This is a genomic window from Ruania albidiflava DSM 18029 (assembly GCF_000421225.1).
Lineage (GTDB): Bacteria > Actinomycetota > Actinomycetes > Actinomycetales > Beutenbergiaceae > Ruania > Ruania albidiflava.
In genome coordinates, this window is sequence record NZ_ATWL01000001.1 from 416,022 (window position 1) to 431,312 (window position 15,291).

The following is a 15,291-nucleotide window of genomic DNA, read 5'->3' on the forward strand; positions in this document are numbered from 1 at the left end:
GCTAGAATCGCTGCAGCGTCGCGTGCCGGTGACAACCGAATGTCAGGCATGGAGGCGCCGGACACGAAGGAGAGACATGAGGATGTCTTCCCCTTCGCCCTCACGTGACTGAGGGCGAGACGACCAGGCTGATCGCCTGGAGCCAGGAGCTGCGGGCTGTGCACGGTCGGTTGCGCGAGGCGCTGCAGATCACCCGGGAGGCAGTGGCTGAGGGGCGCGGCTCCGAAGCGGCAAGCCGTGATCTGCTGCTGTTCTGCCACGGCTTCTGCACCGCGCTCGACGGTCACCACCGCGCCGAGGACCGCGAGCTGTTCCCTGCGATCGCGGAGCAGCACCCGCAGCTGCGGGCCACGCTGCGCTACCTCCAGCAGGACCACTCGATGATGGCGCACCTGATCGCCGAGCTGGTCGAGAGCGTGCAGCGGGCCGACTCCCCTGCCCAGCTGGACCGGCACCTCGAGGGGATTGCGGCGATCATGGAGTCGCACTTCCGGTACGAGGAGCGGCAGCTGCTGACCGTGCTGGAGGATCTGGCTCTGCAGCACCCGGTAGAGCAGGTGCTCGGACCGCTGTAGAGACACGCACATCCGCTGCAGAGGCACTCAGGCCCACTGCGGAGAGGCTCGGTGGCGCCAGCACCGGCCATGGTCGCCTCTCGTGTCGATTCGCGACGGCGAAGCACGGGCTTTCGTTGATGTCTCGCCATTCGCGGCGGTTTGTCAGTGGTCGGTGCTTGACTGTTCTCATGACCACGGCACCGCTCTCCTTCGTCCCGGGCCACCGCCTGGGGCGCGGCAGCGTGCTGGAGGACCTAGCGATGATCGAGGCCGGAGTCGACCAGGGGCTGCTGGTCCGAGCCGAGGTGCTCCTGGAGTGGGTGGAGGAGAACGAGATCCCGCCCGAGCCGGACCGGTTCGGGCCGGGCCCGAGCATCATCCCGGTGCCGGTGGGCGAGCTCAGAGCCGGTCCGGACGATCTCGGCGCACGGCTGACCAGCCGCGACGAGGACGGCGTGCTCCCGTCCCGACCGGTGCCTATCGCGGGCGAGGGGGCGCCGATGGTCTCCGACCTCGCGCTGGTGGACCTGGCAGCGACCTTGCGCCGCTCAGTGGTCTCCGCCACCCGGCTGGTGGGTGGCATCACCGAGCTGGGATACCGGCTACCGATGATCTGGGACCGGTGCCGCCAGGGCGGGGTGCCGTTGTGGCGGGCGCTGCGGGTGGCGGAGAAGACGATGACAGTGCCGACAGTCGTGGCCACCCAGGTCGACGCCGAGGTGGTCAGCGTGCTCGGCTCCTGCTCCTGGGCCCAGGTCGACCGGTGCATCCAGGCGGCCTTGACCCGCCACGAGGAGAGCCTGCGCGAGGCCGGTGCGGACGACGACACTGACGACGACACTGACACCGGGCAGAGCGACGGGCACGACGAGGCTGGTGCCGCCACCGAGGACGCCCGAGACGTGCGGGTCCACCTGAGCGATGCCGGCACCGATCCGCACATGCTCGGTGCCGATGGCATCGGTCTGACCGGCATTGACGGGCTGATCGACGATGCCGACGCACTGGACCTGGAGCAGGCGATCCGAGACCTCGCCGCGGCGCTGGCCGCCGCCGGCTCGAACGAGTCGCTGGGCGTGCGCCGGGCCAAGGCCCTGGGCATGCTCGCTCGCGGTGAAGCACCCTTGTCGTCCGGGCAGCATGCCCCGCACGGCGCGGGCGCCTCCGGTGCCACCGAGAACAGCTCGACGTCGAATGCCGGGCCGACGGGGGCAGCGCCGGCACCCGGCTCGCGTCGACAGGTGCTGCTCATGCTGCACCTGACCCAGGCCGGCCTGGACGGCGAGGACCCAGTGGGCCGGTGCGAGAACACCCTGGCCCCCGCCAGCGTCGAGCAGATCAAGGACTGGTGCACCGGCGCAAAGGTGAAGATCCAGCCGGTGCTGGACCTCTCTGGGCACCACCCGGTGGGCAGCTACGAGATTCCCGACCGGCTGCGCGACCAGGTGCGGAACCGGGACCTGGAGTGCGTCTTCCCACACTGCCACCGTCCTACACGTGCCTGCGACCTGGACCACATCACCCCATATCCGCAGGGTCCGACCTGTGCGTGCAACCTGGCACCGCTGTGCCGGCGTCACCACCGGGCCAAGACCGCCCGCCGGTGGACCTATCTCATGGTGCACCCGGGCACCTACTACTGGCGCGCACCCTCCGGGGCCACCTACCTGGTCGATGCCCACGGCACCCACCAGCTGCCCGACCTCGGCGTGCCTGGTGCCGCTGATCGGCACCGGCGACGCTGCCCGAGCGAGACACCGGGCAGCTCTCCGAGCGCAGCAACGACCCCGGGAAGCCCGCCGCCGACGCTCCACAGCAGTCGGGCACGCTCCCGTGGTGCCCGCAGGCAGAGCCGTCCTAACCGCAGCAGTCCCGGGCCCAGCTCGCGACCACCACCCGACCTGGGTTGGGATGACTCACCGCCATTCTGAGCAGCAGGCCCACCACCCCTCCTGCACGCGCACGTCATGGCACCGGTCGGCCTCGCCCCGCGCCCGGGCTACGGTTGGGGGTGTGAACGACTCCTCGCTGCGCCCGGTAGGCGGCGCCTTGTTCGACCTGGACGGCACGCTGATCGACAGCGAGCCCCAGTGGCAGATTGCCCAGACGCGGCTCGCGGAACAGGCGGGGGTGACATGGACCGACGAAGACTTCCTGGCCACCATCGGCCGACCGATGCCCCGGTGGGCGGCGCTCCTCTCCGACCGCGGTGTCCCGGGCACGATCGAGGAGATCATCGCCCAGGCCGTCGCGTTCGTCACCGAACAGATCCGCAACCACATGCCATGGCTGCCGGGCGCCCAGGAGCTGCTCACCGAAGCTGCCGCTGCTGGTGTGCCCTGCGCCCTGGTCACCAACAACGCAGCGGCTGCTGCCGAGCTGGTCGCAGAGGCGGCGGGCGTGTTCAGCACAGTGGTCTCCTCCGCCGACGTCACCGAGCCCAAACCGGATCCGGAGCCCTATCTGACCGCGGCACGCCAGCTCGGTGTGGATCCGGCCCGGAGCATCGCGTTCGAGGACTCTGTCTCCGGCGCCACCAGCGCTCACCGGGCCGGGCTCGCGGTGTGGTTCCTCACCGGGCACACCGCAGATCCGCAGGTGCCGGTCGACAGGACGCTCGGGTCGCTGACAGAGGTGAGTGCCCAAGATGTGCTCGAGGCCCTCGCCCGCGAACGGCAGAGCGCCCTGGGCCGGTGAGCAGATGCTGAAGATTCCTCGGCCCCTCGCCCGCGCGCCGATCATGCTCTACCGGCTCGGGCTGGGCGGGTTGCTCGGCCGCAGGTTCGTGCTGCTGGAGCACCGCGGCCGGCGGAGTGGTCGGATCCGGCAGGTGGTGCTGGAGACGATCAGCGTGGCCCCGGACGTGGTCCACGTGGTCTCCGGGTACGGCGAAGAATCCCAGTGGCTGCGCAACGTGCGCGCCGACCCGCGGGTGCGGGTCACCTGCGGCTGGGCGCGCTCGCGTGCAGCTCGTGCCCACGTCCTCCCAGCTGCCGAGGGAGTTGCCGTGCTCGAGGACTACCGGCGCCGCCACCCACTCGCTGCCCGGATGCTCGGTCCCGCCCTCGACCTCCCCGCCCTGGCCGCCGCCGAACCGCTGCCGGTCACAGTCGGTGACCGTCTGCTGGTGGTGCGCCTCGAGCTGCGGCGCGCTCAGTCGTAGATGCCCTCGACCCACCACCCCTCGGCATCCCCGCCGAGCAGCAGCGCATGCCCGGCACCGGTGACCTGCAGATAGCTCCGTTCCGCCCGTCCGGTCCACCACCGTTCGACCACCGGCCATGGCCCGGCCCACCCGCTCACCAGCAGCCGGCGGCACGGTACATCACCACCCGGCCTCCCAGCGTCCGCCGCACCGCTGGACCACTCCCCCGATGCCGCAGCACCGCCGTCTCCTGCATGCACCACGTCCAGCACCACATCCGGTGCCCCGCTGAGGTGGCCACGCTCGTCCACCCGCACCGGCGCCCCCTCGGCATCGAGGAGCTGTACCGGCACCGGATCCGCCGGGACCCGCGCCGGCAGCGGCCGGGGGATCTGCCCGGGCCACGGGGCGCCCGGATCTCGCACCGGGCTCAGCTCGTCCCCCCAGGCCACCAATCGGATCCGATCCCGTGGCGCGCGACCGCCCTCGGCCACCGGGGCCAGCACACCGTCAGCGCCGAGCAGCCCCTGGATCCGCAGCGCCGCCCTGCCCGCCTGTCGTTCCCCACGTCCGGTCTGCCCCCAGAGGCCCTCCTGCACTGCGGCTGCCGGCATCACCTCCTCAGCTGTCAGCGCCAGGTGCGTCAGCGGCGCACTGGGGGGACGCCCGCTGCGTCCGCTCAACCAGCCGTCGAGCTGCCAGCGCACCCGGTCGGTGAGCTCGGAAGCGCTCAGCGCACCGTCGATGCGCCAGGTCCGGACCAGCTCACCCCCTTCTGAGGTGCGGGCCAGCACGCGCAGCAACCCACACAGCACCCCTCGGCGGACCATCCGCTGGTGCAGCTCCTCGGCCAGCCGCCGGGCGGCGAACGCAGCCACGTCCAACCGGCTGGCCGGCGGGTCCAGGTCGGCTGAGCTGGTCAGGTCCGGCTCCGGCCGGGGCGCCTGCGGCGGGTGGGCGTCCAACCCCCGGGCCAGCCGTTGCGCCTGCTCCCCCAGGGCCCCGAACCGGGCATGCACCTGCCGCCGGGGGAGCTCGGCCAGCCCGCCGAGCGTGTGCAGCCCCAACCGGCGCAGCACCCCGGTGAGCTCAGTCATCTCCGCCCGCGCCTGCCGGGTGGTGGTCACGTGGATCAGCTCACGCATGTCCCGCCCGGCCAGGTACGCAGCGGAGGTGCCCGGCGCCAGCACAGTGTCCCCGCGGGCGGCGAGCACAGCGGCGAGCAACCCGTCGGCGATCCCCACCTGCGCCTCAGCACCGGCCTCGGCCGCAGCCCCCACGAGCTGCTGCGCCACCTGCATCTCCCCGCCGAGGTAACGGGTGGGACCGCGCGCCCCGGTGAGCACCAGCCCGGGACGCATCGGGACGAGGAGCGGGACCACCTCCTCGAGCGCCTGGAGCACCGGTTCGAAGGCGCGCACGTCTCGCCCCTCGTCCACCCTGAGCAGCACCAGGTCCGGGCACATCGCCTGTGCGCTGCGTCTGCGCATCCCCCGACGTACCCCCTGTGCTCGCGCCTGCGCGGACAAGGCGACCACCCCCCGCCCATCATGCAGCGCCACCGGCTGGTGCGCCCCAGCCAGCCCCTCGTTCAGAGCGGCGACCACCGGCCAGTCCGGCACCCACAGTGCCACCAGCCGGGTACCTGATGGCCAGGTTCCCGCCTCAGTTGCCACACTCATCGGCCCTCACCCCACGTCGTCATGCTGACTCCAGCTCCTGGACTCGCGACCTGACCTCACGCATCGCTCCGACACCGGAGGTCGCGACCGCAGGGCGGCCAGAGGCGATCATCGGTTCGGCCTCGTCGATGGCCCCAGGTCTGGCCGCGTCCGGGGCTGTCCCCAGACCCGCTGGCGCCAGGCCCGCCGACCCCAGCTGTACCCGAGCGGTCAGCTCGGTGGGGAACCGACGGTGCCGAGCAGCCAGCTCCAGCACCCCGGTGCGCAGCAACCCGTCCCCACGCCCGACCCCTTGCCAGGTACGGGACACCGCCCGCAGCACCACATCGGCACCAGGCCACGCTGCAGTGGTCAGCAGCACCGCTCCACGCACCCGCAACCGAGAGGTCAGCGAGCGCCGGTCCCGCTCCGCCAGCCCAGCCCCTCGGCCCAGCACCAGCACGTCGAACCCGTCCGCCACCGCTGCGAGCACCACTGGTGCCTCCGGTCCGGGCCGGGGCACCACCACCACCCGCTCCAGCACCAGCCCGAGCGTGGCCGCGGCCGCCAGCCCGGCGTCCGGCAGGTCCACCAGCGCGCACCAGGACTCCTCGCCCATGGCCGCCGCCGCGAGCGCGAGCAGCACCGACATCCCCCCGCTGACCTGCACTGTGCTCCCCCGCCGCACCCCGCCCTCGGGGAACAACCCGGCCAGCGCTGGCGGCACGGGCAGGATCTCCTCCGGGTCGACCCGCGGCAGCGCATCGACCTCCTGGGCCGGGTCCGCTGCACTGCTTGGACTCTGCACCGGGCGCAGGATGGACAGGGGTGAAGCCAGTGCTGTGGCACCACGCAGCCGGGTGCGCACGCCCATGCTCGCCTCAGCCTGGGCCAGCACCTGTCGGGCAGTCTCCCAGCGTGTCGCCGTCACCATCTCTCCTCCTTCCGGCGAACCTTTGTTCGATCTGAGAGTCACAGTACGGAGCGCCACCGACATTCCGCCGCGTAGAACATGCGTTCTAACAGTGAACGACGGCGGACCCTCCCTGTCAACTCCGCTCACCCGCCGTAGGGTGGACCTGTACCTGCCCACCTCGACCGGAGGAGTCATCCATGGATCTGCAGCGCCCACGGCCCCCACACCCCACCGAGCTTCTCCCCCAGCTTCCGGCGATGTCACTGACCAGCAGCGACCTCACCGATGGCGCCCGACTGGACCCACGGCACGCCGCCGCCGGGGAGAACGTGTCCCCGCAGCTGAGCTGGTCCGGCGCACCGGAGGGCACCCAGGGGTACCTGCTCTCCTGCTTCGACCCGGATGCACCGACTCCGTCTGGGTACTGGCACTGGACCGTCGTGGACCTGGACTCCGCAGCCACCTCGCTGGACCGGGGTGAGGGACAGAGCGACATCAGCCTGCCGGGTGCAGCGTTCCACCTGAAGAGCGACGGCGGTGCGTTCGCCTACGAGGGCGCCGCACCACCCGCTGGGGACACCGAGCACCGGTACGTGTTCACCATCCACGCCCTGGACGTGCCCACGCTCGAGCTGGAGCCGGAGGACAGCCCGGCGAAGGCGCACTTCACGGGCTTGTTCCACGCACTGGCCCGGGGCGTGCTGACCGTGACCTACCAGCTCTGATGCGGCTGGGCACCCTCACCTGGGAACCCGTTCTCGACCATCTCGACCTGGTCGCCGCCCCGGTGCGCTCCGCCCTGGAGACCTGGGCGCAGGAGGAGAGCAACGCCGTCGAGCAGGTCCTGGTGACTGAGATCGACCCCGAGCTGGCCGACACCACGGCGATGACCGAGGCCTATCAGCTAGAGCTGGCAGACTCGGTGAACTGCGTGCTGGTGGCGGGCAGACGCAGCGGAGAGGAGCGGCTGGCCGCCGCCGTCGTGCGCGCCACCACCCGGGCGGACGTGAACTCGCGGATCAAACGCACCCTGGACGTGCGCAAGGCCTCGTTCCTGCCGATGGACCGAGCGGTCGAGGAGACGGCGATGGCCTACGGCGGTATCACCCCGATCGGACTGCCGCCGGCCTTCCGGCTGCTGCTGGACGAGCGCACCAGCACCGGTCCGGCGATCATCGGCAGCGGCATCCGTGGCTCGAAGATCCTGCTGCCCGGTGAGCTGCTCACCACCCTGCCCGGTGCCGAGGTGATCGCGGACCTGGCGATCGACAGCTGAGCAATACACCTGTCTGAGGCCCACGAGGCGACCTGAGGCACAGCAGGACCGCCTCCAACACCCTCCGGTGCCTCAGACAGGTGCCTGCCGGGCTGCTTACGGCGAGTACCCCGTCAGGTCAGCCAGCGGTCCCGATGCTCGGCGACGAACTCCTCGTCCAGCAGGCCACCGTAGCGCTGCCGCACTCGCTCGATCAGCTCCGCCTGCCCCGGCGAGAGCCGTTCGCTCTCGGACAGGCAGCGCGCCGAGGACAGCAGCCCCTGCTGGCGCAGCACCTCGTTCACCCCGGGCACGCACCCGGCGAAGTCGTGCGCCACATCGAAGACGGCGGCATTCACCTCCACCAGGTCGCTGCCGGTGGCGAGCAGGTCCAGCGGCACCTGCCCGGCCTGGACCGCCTGCCGGGCCTCGTCGGCCACTGCCACAGCGGCCCGGGCGCCTACTGCCCACTGGCCGAGCAGCCCGCCGCGTGCGCACACCTGTCGCTCTCCCTGCCGGGTCGGGGTGACCAGGTCGGCCACGATCGCATCATCGTTACCGGTGAGCAGCACCACCTCGTCCCACCGGTCGTGCTCGAGCAGCACCTGCACCACGTCCCCGGTGCGGTACCGGTCGAACGGTGCAGTCTTGACCGCCACCACCGACTCCAGGTCGAACAACGCCCGCCAGTAGTCGCGGCTCAGCTGCCTCCCGCCCACGCTGGTCTGCAGGTAGAACCCGATCGTCGGCAGCACCTCACCGACCGCCCGGGCCCGCTCCAGCAGGGCGTGCTCACTGCGGTCGGTCATCCCCCACGGGCACAGCAGCGCCACCTGGTACCCGGCTTCTCGGGCGACCTCAGCCTCAGCCACGGCCTGGTCCGTGTCCCCGACCAGCCCGGCCACCAGCAGCGGGTCGGTCCCGGCACGGTCCCGTTCGGCGGCAGCCATCGCCCAGACCTCCGCGAGCATGCTCAGGTCGTCGTGCAGCTCGAACTGGGTGGTGTGCACGCCGACGGCCAGGCCGTCCACCCCCGCGTCCAGGTAGTAGCGGGTCAAGGCACGCTGGGCGCGCTCATCGATCGCACCGGTGGCATCGAGGGCCAGCGGGTGGGCGGGAATCACGGCCCCCTGGCGGAGCCGGTCGCTAGCACGGGACGAGGCGGCCCCGATCGGATCGGTGGTCATCAGAACTTCCCCTCTCGCTGCTGGAACTTCGTGGCCTTGCCGAGCTGCCGACCGCCGTCGGCGACCCACCGACCGACCCAGCGCACCAGCTGGCGCAGGCCGATGCTCGGGTACCCGAACATCTCGTGGCACAGCCCCGCGTCGGAGAGCAGCGCGTCGGCTGCTTCCTCGCCGGAGAAGATCGGCTCGACACCCATCTCCTCCCCCAGCAGAGTGGCGATCCGCCGCACCGAGACGGTCTCCGGACCGGTGGCGTTCAGGATCGTCGGGGGCACGTCGGCGGCGCCGATCGACTGCAGTGCCCAGGAGCTGATGTCCCCCTGCCAGGCCACGTTCACCGCCGGCATCGTCACGTCCACCGCCTCTCCGGCTGCCATCGTCGCGGCGATGTCGGCGACCACCCCGTAGCGCAGCTCGCAGGCGTAGTTCAGCCGGTAGACCAACGTGGGGGTGCCCCACCGGTGCGCGGCGTTGGTGAACAGCCGTTCCCGGGCCAGCGCCGACTGCGCGTACTCCCCCACCGGGGCCGGGTCGTCGGTCTCCACCGAGCCGCCGCGCACCACCGGGGTGAGCGGGTAGACGTTGCCGGTGGAGTAGACCATCGTCGGCACGCCCCGGTACCGGTCGGCCACCAGCACCGGGATGGCGGCGTTCGACCACCAGGTCTGGTGCTCGGCGGCGGAGGTGCCGAACTTCATCGCCGCCAGGTAGAACACGCCTGCGGCCTCGGGCAGCTCCGGGTAGGACTCGGAGACGGCGAGATCGGCGCGGTGCACCTGCACGCCAACCTGCTCCAGCTGCTCGGCGGCCGCCGGGTCGGAGAACCGCGAGACCGCGATCACCCGGGCGGAGGAGCCCACCGAGTCCAGCGCGCGGCGGGCCATCGTGGCCATGCTCGGGCCGATCTTCCCACCGGCCCCGAGCAGCACGATGTCCCCGCCCAGGTCGGCGAGCGCCTCGCCGACGCCGTCTCCCGGACGGGACAGCAGCTCCTCCAGGGCAGTCTCGTCAGTGGGCATCGGGATCGAGTTCACAGCAGGTTCCTCAGGTAGTTGACGGCAAGCAGGACCAGGAAGAGCACCCCGACGACCGCCAGCACCAGCTGGGCCACGGAGAGCTTCAGCTCGCCACGTTCGGGGACGCGGCCGAGCCAGACGAGCAGCACACCGATCAGCGGCACCACGAAGATGGTCACCGCCTGGGCGGTGATGATCAGCTGCACCGGCAGACCGCCGAAGATGGCAGCCACCACCCCGCCGAGGAGGATCACCACGCTGATGCACACCTTGACCCTGGCCGAGGACAGCCCACCGGACTCGATGTCCAGCGCACCGGCGAGCATGCTCCCGCCGATCGTGGAGTTGCCCACCAGGGAGGAGAACGCCGCCGCCCACAGACCCAGGGCGAACAGCGTGGAGGCCCAGCCGCCGATCGACGGTTCCAGGATGGCGGCCATGTCCGCCGGTGACTGGACGCTGGCACCGCGGGGGTTGAGCACAGCAGCCGCTGCGACCATGATCACGAAGGACAGCCCGCCCAGGATCAGCGTCCCGGCCACAGCGTCCTTGCGTGCGCTGCGGTAGTCGGCCGCGGTCCAGCCCTTCTCCCGCACCAGCTGGATCTGGTAGAGCGCACCGACCACGGAGAACGTGGTCGCCGCAGCCCCGACGACCAGAGCGGCCGACCCGGACGGGAGCCTCGGCACCAGCCCGGCCACGACCTGGCCGACGTCCGGGCGGGCCACCACCATCGTGATCAGGAAGATCACCACGAGCGCCAGGATGATCACCACCATCACCCGTTCCAGCTGGCGGTAGAACGAGGGCAGCCACACGAACCCGAGGCCGAGGAGGGTGAACAGCACCGCGAACAGGGTGGCGTCCCCGCCGAACAGCACCGACATCGCAGCGCCGGTGCCGGCCGAGTTGCCCGCCTGGAAGCTCGCGGTCACGGCGAAGGCGCCCAGCCCCACCAGGACTCCGGCCACCCGGGTGAACCGCTTGGAGATGGTGCCGATCGGCCCGGCATCGGTGCTCAGCCCGATCCGCACGCACAGGTCCACGAAGCACAGCATGAGCACCGTGGCGATCACCGGCACCCAGACCAGGTCGTAGGCGAAGTCCGCGCCCATCGAGCTGGCGGTGGTGATGCTCCCCGGGCCGAACACCAGGGCAGCAGTGATGAACGCTGGGCCGAACTTCGCCAGCCCGCGTCGCGTCGGCACCGACGTCGTCGTCATGAGAAAGCCTTTTCTTAGGGAATTTCTGCCGACCGTAGGAGAACACCAGGCGTCACGTCAAGCCCCGGCGGACACCACCGGGTGCTCTACTCTCTACAGTCATGGCGGTGAACCTGCGGGATGTCGCGCACCGGGCGGGTGTCTCGGTGCCGACGGCCTCCCGGGTGCTGTCCGGCAGCGACTACCCGGTGGCCCAGGACCTGCGCGCCCGGGTGCTCGATGCAGCCCGTGAGCTCGACTACGTGCCGAACGCGCAGGCGCAGGCCCTGCTCCGCGGTGACCCGCGGACGGTCGGTGTGCTGGTGGGCACGGTCGACGACCCGTACTTCTCCGAGATCGTCAACGGTGTGCAGGACGTGGCCACCGCCCAGCACCTGCTGGTGACCATCTGCAACACCGACCGGGACATCGACCGTGAGCTGGAGTACTTCCGGCTGCTGCAGGCGCACCGCACCGGGTACGTGATCGTGGCCGGGTCCGGTCTGGTGGATCCCCGGTACGTGGCCGAGATGGGGGCGCGGATCCGCTCCTTCACCGCCAGCGGCGGGCGGGCCGTGGCGATCGGGCACCCGCAGGTCGAGGTGGACCGGGTGGTCACGGACAACACCGGTGGCGCCGAGCAGCTGGGTCGGCACCTCACCGCTCTCGGGCACCGGCACGTGGGCGTGCTGGTCGGCGTGGCCAGCGTGAGCTCGACCATCGAACGGCTCGCCGGTCTACGCGCTGCGATCCAGGCCAAGGGAGGCACGCTGCACCTGCGTCATGGCGAGCCCACCAGGGACTCGGGCTACACCGGCGCCGGGGAGCTGCTCGATGCGCATCCGCAGATCACCGCGCTGGTGGGTACCGCCGACCAGATGGCGATCGGCGCCCTGTCCTGGCTGCGGGAGCACGACCGGCGCGTGCCGGAGCAGGTGTCCGTGGCCGGGTTCAACGACATCGCCGTCTCCCGCGACCTGCAGCTCACCTCGGTCCGGCTGCCGTTGCGGCAGATGGGCGCCACCGCGCTGCAGATCGCCCTGGCGCCCGCCCCGGACGATGCGCTGGTGCAGACCGAGCTGCCCACTGAGCTGGTGGTCCGGGCCACCACCGGACCGGCGCGCACCCACCCCTGAGCAACGCTCAGCGGGGCAGGTTGCGCAGGTTCGCCCGGGCGAGCTGGATCATCCGGCCCACACCGCCGTCCAGCACGGTGCGAGTGGCTGCCAGCGCGAACCCGCGCACCTGCCCGCCGGTGATCGTCGGCGGCAGGGAGAGCGCATTCGGGTCGGTACGCACGTCCACCAGCGCTGGTCCGGCATGCGCCAGCGCCGCAGTGAGCGTCCCCCGCACCTCCTCCGGTTCGGTCACGGTCCAGGACTCGATCCCGCAGGCGCGCGCGATCGCACCGAAGTCGGCGGCGTGGTCGGTGCCGAAGTACGGGTAGCCGGCCACCATCTGCTCCAGCCGGATCATGCCCAGCGACCCGTTGTTGAACACCACCACGGTCAGCGGCAGCTGCTGCTCGGCGGCGGTGAGCAGCTCCCCCAGCAGCATCGCCAGCCCGCCGTCACCGGACATGGCGACCACCTGCCGACCGGGATAGGCCTTCTGCGCCCCGATCGCGTGCGGCAGCGCGTTTGCCATCGAGCCGTGCCGGAACGAGCCGATCACCCGGCGGTGCGCGTTCGGGGTGAGATAGCGGGCCGCCCACACGTTGCACATCCCGGTGTCCACGGTGAAGATCGCGTCCTCGGCGGCCACCTCGTCCAGCACGTCCGCCACGTACTCCGGGTGGATCGGGCGCAGGTGCGCCACATCCTTGGTGTAGGCCTCCACCACCCGGGTCAGCGCGCGCTCGTGCCGGCGGAGCATGTCGTCGAGGAACCGGCGCCGGGTCTTCTCCTCGATCCGCGGCAGCACCGCCTCCAGGGTGAGGCCCACGTCACCGCAGATGCCCAGCTCCAGCGGGGTGCGCCGGCCGAGCGCCTCCGCGGCCGCGTCCACCTGCACCGTGTTCCGCTGCGGCAGGAACTCCGGGTACGGGAAGTCGGTGCCCAGCAGCAGCACCAGGTCCGCCTCGTGCAGCGCGTCGTGGCAGGCGCCGTAACCGAGCAGGCCGCTCATCCCCACGTCGAACGGGTTGTCGTACTGGATCCACTCCTTACCGCCGAGGGAGTGCCCGACCGGGGCCTTCACCTTCTGCGCGAAGGACAGCACCTGCTCGCGGCTGCCCGCCACCCCGGCGCCGGCGAAGATCGCCACCTTCTCCGCCTGGTCCACCATCCGGGCGAGCTTCTTCACCTGCTCCGCATCCGGTGCCACCCGTGCCGGCGGGATCGGCACACAGCTCGGCTCCCGGCCCACGGCGTCCCGGGCGCCCACGTCCCCCGGGAGCACCAGCACGGACACTCCCCGCTTGCCCACCGCCGTCTGCATGGCGATCCGCAGTGCCCGGGGGAACTGCTCCGCACTGTTGATCAGCTCGCACCAGTGGCTGCAGTCGGTGAACACCCGCTCCGGGTGGGTCTCCTGGAAGTAGGTGGAGCCGATCTGCGCCGACGGGATGTGCGAGGCGATCGCCAGCACGGGTGCACCGGTGCGGTGCGCGTCGTACAGCCCCTGGATCAGGTGGGTGTTCCCGGGGCCACAGCTGCCGGCGCAGACCGCCAGGTGGCCGGTGAGCTGGGCGTCGGCTGCGGCGGCGAACGCGGCGGACTCCTCGTTGTGGCAGTGCACCCACTCCATGTCCTGGTGCGTGCGGACCGCCTCGGTGATCGGGTTCAGGCTGTCCCCGACCAGTCCGTAGATGCGGCGTACTCCCGCCGCGTAGAGGTTCTCGACCAGCTGTTCGGCCACCGTCGGCACGGCGGGCTCCTCTCCTCGACTGCGCTACCGGTAGTCCATCATCCCGGCCGCAGCTGCGCATCCGGCGCTCGTAGCAGAGCCCGACGGCGGAGCTCACCTAGCGTAGGTAGGCCAGCTGGGGGTGGGTCTGCTGGAGGTCGGTGAGCACGTCGGCGGCCACGGCCACGGAGTCGGTGAGCGGGTGCGCCGCCAGCGCCCGCACGGCCGCCTGGCGACTGCCGGTCAGGGCCGCCTCCATCGTGCACCGCTCCACGTACTTCACCTGGGCGACCAGCCCGCGGGCGTACCCGGGCAGCGGGGCGGCCGGTAGCGGGTGCACGCCCCGGGCGTCCACCCGGCAGGGCACCTCGACCACCGCCGTCTCGTCCAGCTCGGCGAGCAGCCCGCAGTTGGCGACGTTCAAGATCAGCTCGGCGGCGTCGTCGTGGGCGATGGCGTGCATGATCGCCAGCGCCACCTGGTCGTACCCGCCGGAGACCAGGTCGGCCTCGTCCCGTTCGAAGCTGCCGGCGGCCTCCCTGTTGGTGGCCATGTAGGTGGCCTCCCGGTCGGCGCGGGTGTGCTCCCACAGGGTGTGCGCCTCGTCCGGGGGCAGCTCTGCTGCGACCGTGTAGAACCCGGCCTGCTGCCGTTGCAGGTAGACGCCGCGGGTGGCCTCGGCGGCCGCCTCCGCAGCGAGCGCCTCCCGCTGGTAGTAGTAGTAGTGCAGGTACTCGTTCGGCACTGCCCCGAGGGTCTGCAGCCACTCCGCCTTGAACAGCCGGCCCTCCTCGAAGCCGCCGAGCAGGTCCGGGCGGGCGAGCAGCTCGGGCAGCACGTCCTGCCCGTCCACGTGCAGACCGCGCAGCCAGCCCAGGTGGTTCAGGCCCACGTAGTCCACGTGCACGGCGCTGCCGCCCAGGCCCACCCCGGCAGCGCTGCCCGGGGCCACCAGGTGCGCGCCCTCCAGGGTGGTGAGCACCCGGCGGGCCAGCCCCACCGGGGAGTCGCAGATACCGACCACCCGCATCCCCAGCGTGCGTCTCATCACCTCGGTGACCAGCCCGGCCGGGTTGGTGAAGTTGATCACCCACGCCTGCGGGCAGACCGCACGGATCCGCTCGGCGAGCTCGACCACCACCGGCAGACCGCGCAGCGCGTAGCTGATCCCACCCACCCCGGTGGTCTCCTGCCCGATCAGCTGGTGCCGCAGGGCGACCTGCTCATCCAGCGCCCGCGCCGCAGTGCCGCCCACCCGGATCGCGGAGAACACGAAGTCCGCACCGGCGAGGGCCTGGTCCAGCTCGGTGGTGACCACCACCTCGGGTGCGGCCGAGCGGCCGGTGGCCATCGCGGCGAGCACCTGGGCGATAGCCCGCAGCCGCCTCTCGTCGGTGTCGTAGAGCCGGACCTGGGTGACCCGGTTCTCAGAGGTGTCGGCGAGCAGGGCACGGTAGACCAGCGGCACCCGGAACCCACCGCCGCCGAGGATCGTCAGTTGCACC

14 protein-coding genes are annotated in these 15,291 nt (G+C 71.5%); 7 read left to right on the forward strand and 7 right to left on the reverse strand.

Features of this window, described 5'->3' with window-relative positions; all coding sequences use genetic code 11:
- Window positions 1-104 precede the first annotated feature (104 nt).
- From K338_RS0101915 to K338_RS19915, 4 genes are all read left to right on the forward strand, one after another.
- Entirely contained in the window at window positions 105-575 is a 471-nt protein-coding gene (locus K338_RS0101915; protein WP_022916497.1) for a hemerythrin domain-containing protein, read from the forward strand.
- Window positions 576-745: 170 nt separating this feature from the next.
- Entirely contained in the window at window positions 746-2,488 is a 1,743-nt protein-coding gene (locus K338_RS25790; RefSeq protein ID WP_022916498.1) for an HNH endonuclease signature motif containing protein, read from the forward strand.
- 82 nt (window positions 2,489-2,570) lie between these two features.
- On the forward strand, window positions 2,571-3,254 hold the full coding sequence (locus K338_RS24900) for an HAD family hydrolase (RefSeq protein ID WP_022916499.1): 684 nt from the start codon (window positions 2,571-2,573) through the stop codon (window positions 3,252-3,254).
- 4 nt (window positions 3,255-3,258) lie between these two features.
- Entirely contained in the window at window positions 3,259-3,720 is a 462-nt protein-coding gene (locus K338_RS19915) for a nitroreductase family deazaflavin-dependent oxidoreductase (RefSeq protein ID WP_051154626.1), read from the forward strand.
- Here the strand turns inward: K338_RS19915 and K338_RS26345 are convergent.
- Both K338_RS26345 and K338_RS19920 read right to left on the reverse strand, forming a co-directional pair.
- Entirely contained in the window at window positions 3,711-5,384 is a 1,674-nt protein-coding gene (locus tag K338_RS26345) for a DNA polymerase Y family protein (protein WP_027286328.1), read from the reverse strand. The genes K338_RS19915 and K338_RS26345 overlap by 10 nt on opposite strands.
- Before the next feature lie 19 nt (window positions 5,385-5,403).
- Window positions 5,404-6,297 (reverse strand): hypothetical protein, encoded by an 894-nt coding sequence (locus tag K338_RS19920; protein ID WP_022916502.1) that lies wholly within the window; start codon window positions 6,295-6,297, stop codon window positions 5,404-5,406.
- Window positions 6,298-6,536: 239 nt separating this feature from the next.
- Between K338_RS19920 and K338_RS0101945 the strand changes: the two genes are divergently transcribed.
- Window positions 6,537-7,004, forward strand: coding sequence for a YbhB/YbcL family Raf kinase inhibitor-like protein (locus tag K338_RS0101945; protein WP_338100860.1), 468 nt, complete (start codon window positions 6,537-6,539; stop codon window positions 7,002-7,004).
- Window positions 7,004-7,555: a YbaK/EbsC family protein gene (locus K338_RS0101950; RefSeq protein ID WP_022916504.1), complete on the forward strand. Its 552-nt coding sequence runs from the start codon at window positions 7,004-7,006 to the stop codon at window positions 7,553-7,555. The genes K338_RS0101945 and K338_RS0101950 overlap by 1 nt, the downstream gene beginning before the upstream one ends.
- 113 nt (window positions 7,556-7,668) lie before the next feature.
- Here K338_RS0101950 and K338_RS0101955 read toward each other — a convergent pair whose 3' ends face one another.
- From K338_RS0101955 to K338_RS0101965, 3 genes are read right to left on the reverse strand one after another with little or no spacing between them, the layout of a single operon-like run.
- A complete protein-coding gene (locus K338_RS0101955; RefSeq protein ID WP_022916505.1) occupies window positions 7,669-8,721 on the reverse strand; it encodes a dihydrodipicolinate synthase family protein in 1,053 nt (350 codons plus the stop codon).
- Window positions 8,721-9,755: an NAD-dependent epimerase/dehydratase family protein gene (locus tag K338_RS0101960; RefSeq protein WP_022916506.1), complete on the reverse strand. Its 1,035-nt coding sequence runs from the start codon at window positions 9,753-9,755 to the stop codon at window positions 8,721-8,723. Before K338_RS0101960 ends, K338_RS0101955 begins: the two co-directional genes overlap by 1 nt.
- Entirely contained in the window at window positions 9,752-10,960 is a 1,209-nt protein-coding gene (locus K338_RS0101965) for an Nramp family divalent metal transporter (RefSeq protein ID WP_084480495.1), read from the reverse strand. Before K338_RS0101965 ends, K338_RS0101960 begins: the two co-directional genes overlap by 4 nt.
- 107 nt (window positions 10,961-11,067) lie before the next feature.
- Here K338_RS0101965 and K338_RS0101970 point away from each other — a divergent pair, with 107 nt between their 5' ends.
- A complete protein-coding gene (locus K338_RS0101970; protein WP_169579508.1) occupies window positions 11,068-12,075 on the forward strand; it encodes a LacI family DNA-binding transcriptional regulator in 1,008 nt (335 codons plus the stop codon).
- A gap of 7 nt (window positions 12,076-12,082) precedes the next feature.
- Here the strand turns inward: K338_RS0101970 and K338_RS0101975 are convergent, their stop codons facing one another.
- On the reverse strand, window positions 12,083-13,807 hold the full coding sequence (locus K338_RS0101975) for a pyruvate dehydrogenase (protein ID WP_022916509.1): 1,725 nt from the start codon (window positions 13,805-13,807) through the stop codon (window positions 12,083-12,085).
- 97 nt (window positions 13,808-13,904) lie between these two features.
- Entirely contained in the window at window positions 13,905-15,290 is a 1,386-nt protein-coding gene (locus K338_RS0101980; protein WP_022916510.1) for a 6-phospho-beta-glucosidase, read from the reverse strand.
- Window position 15,291: the final 1 nt, after the last annotated feature.

Coding starts and splice junctions, on each gene's coding strand:
- K338_RS26345 (WP_027286328.1), bottom strand. CDS start 5,384: ATGAGTGTGGCAACTGAGGCGGGAACCTGGCCATCAGGTACCCGGCTG.
- K338_RS0101950 (WP_022916504.1), top strand. CDS start 7,004: ATGCGGCTGGGCACCCTCACCTGGGAACCCGTTCTCGACCATCTCGAC.
- K338_RS25790 (WP_022916498.1), top strand. CDS start 746: ATGACCACGGCACCGCTCTCCTTCGTCCCGGGCCACCGCCTGGGGCGC.
- K338_RS0101945 (WP_338100860.1), top strand. CDS start 6,537: ATGTCACTGACCAGCAGCGACCTCACCGATGGCGCCCGACTGGACCCA.
- K338_RS0101955 (WP_022916505.1), bottom strand. CDS start 8,721: ATGACCACCGATCCGATCGGGGCCGCCTCGTCCCGTGCTAGCGACCGG.
- K338_RS19920 (WP_022916502.1), bottom strand. CDS start 6,297: ATGGTGACGGCGACACGCTGGGAGACTGCCCGACAGGTGCTGGCCCAG.
- K338_RS19915 (WP_051154626.1), top strand. CDS start 3,259: ATGCTGAAGATTCCTCGGCCCCTCGCCCGCGCGCCGATCATGCTCTAC.
- K338_RS0101965 (WP_084480495.1), bottom strand. CDS start 10,960: ATGACGACGACGTCGGTGCCGACGCGACGCGGGCTGGCGAAGTTCGGC.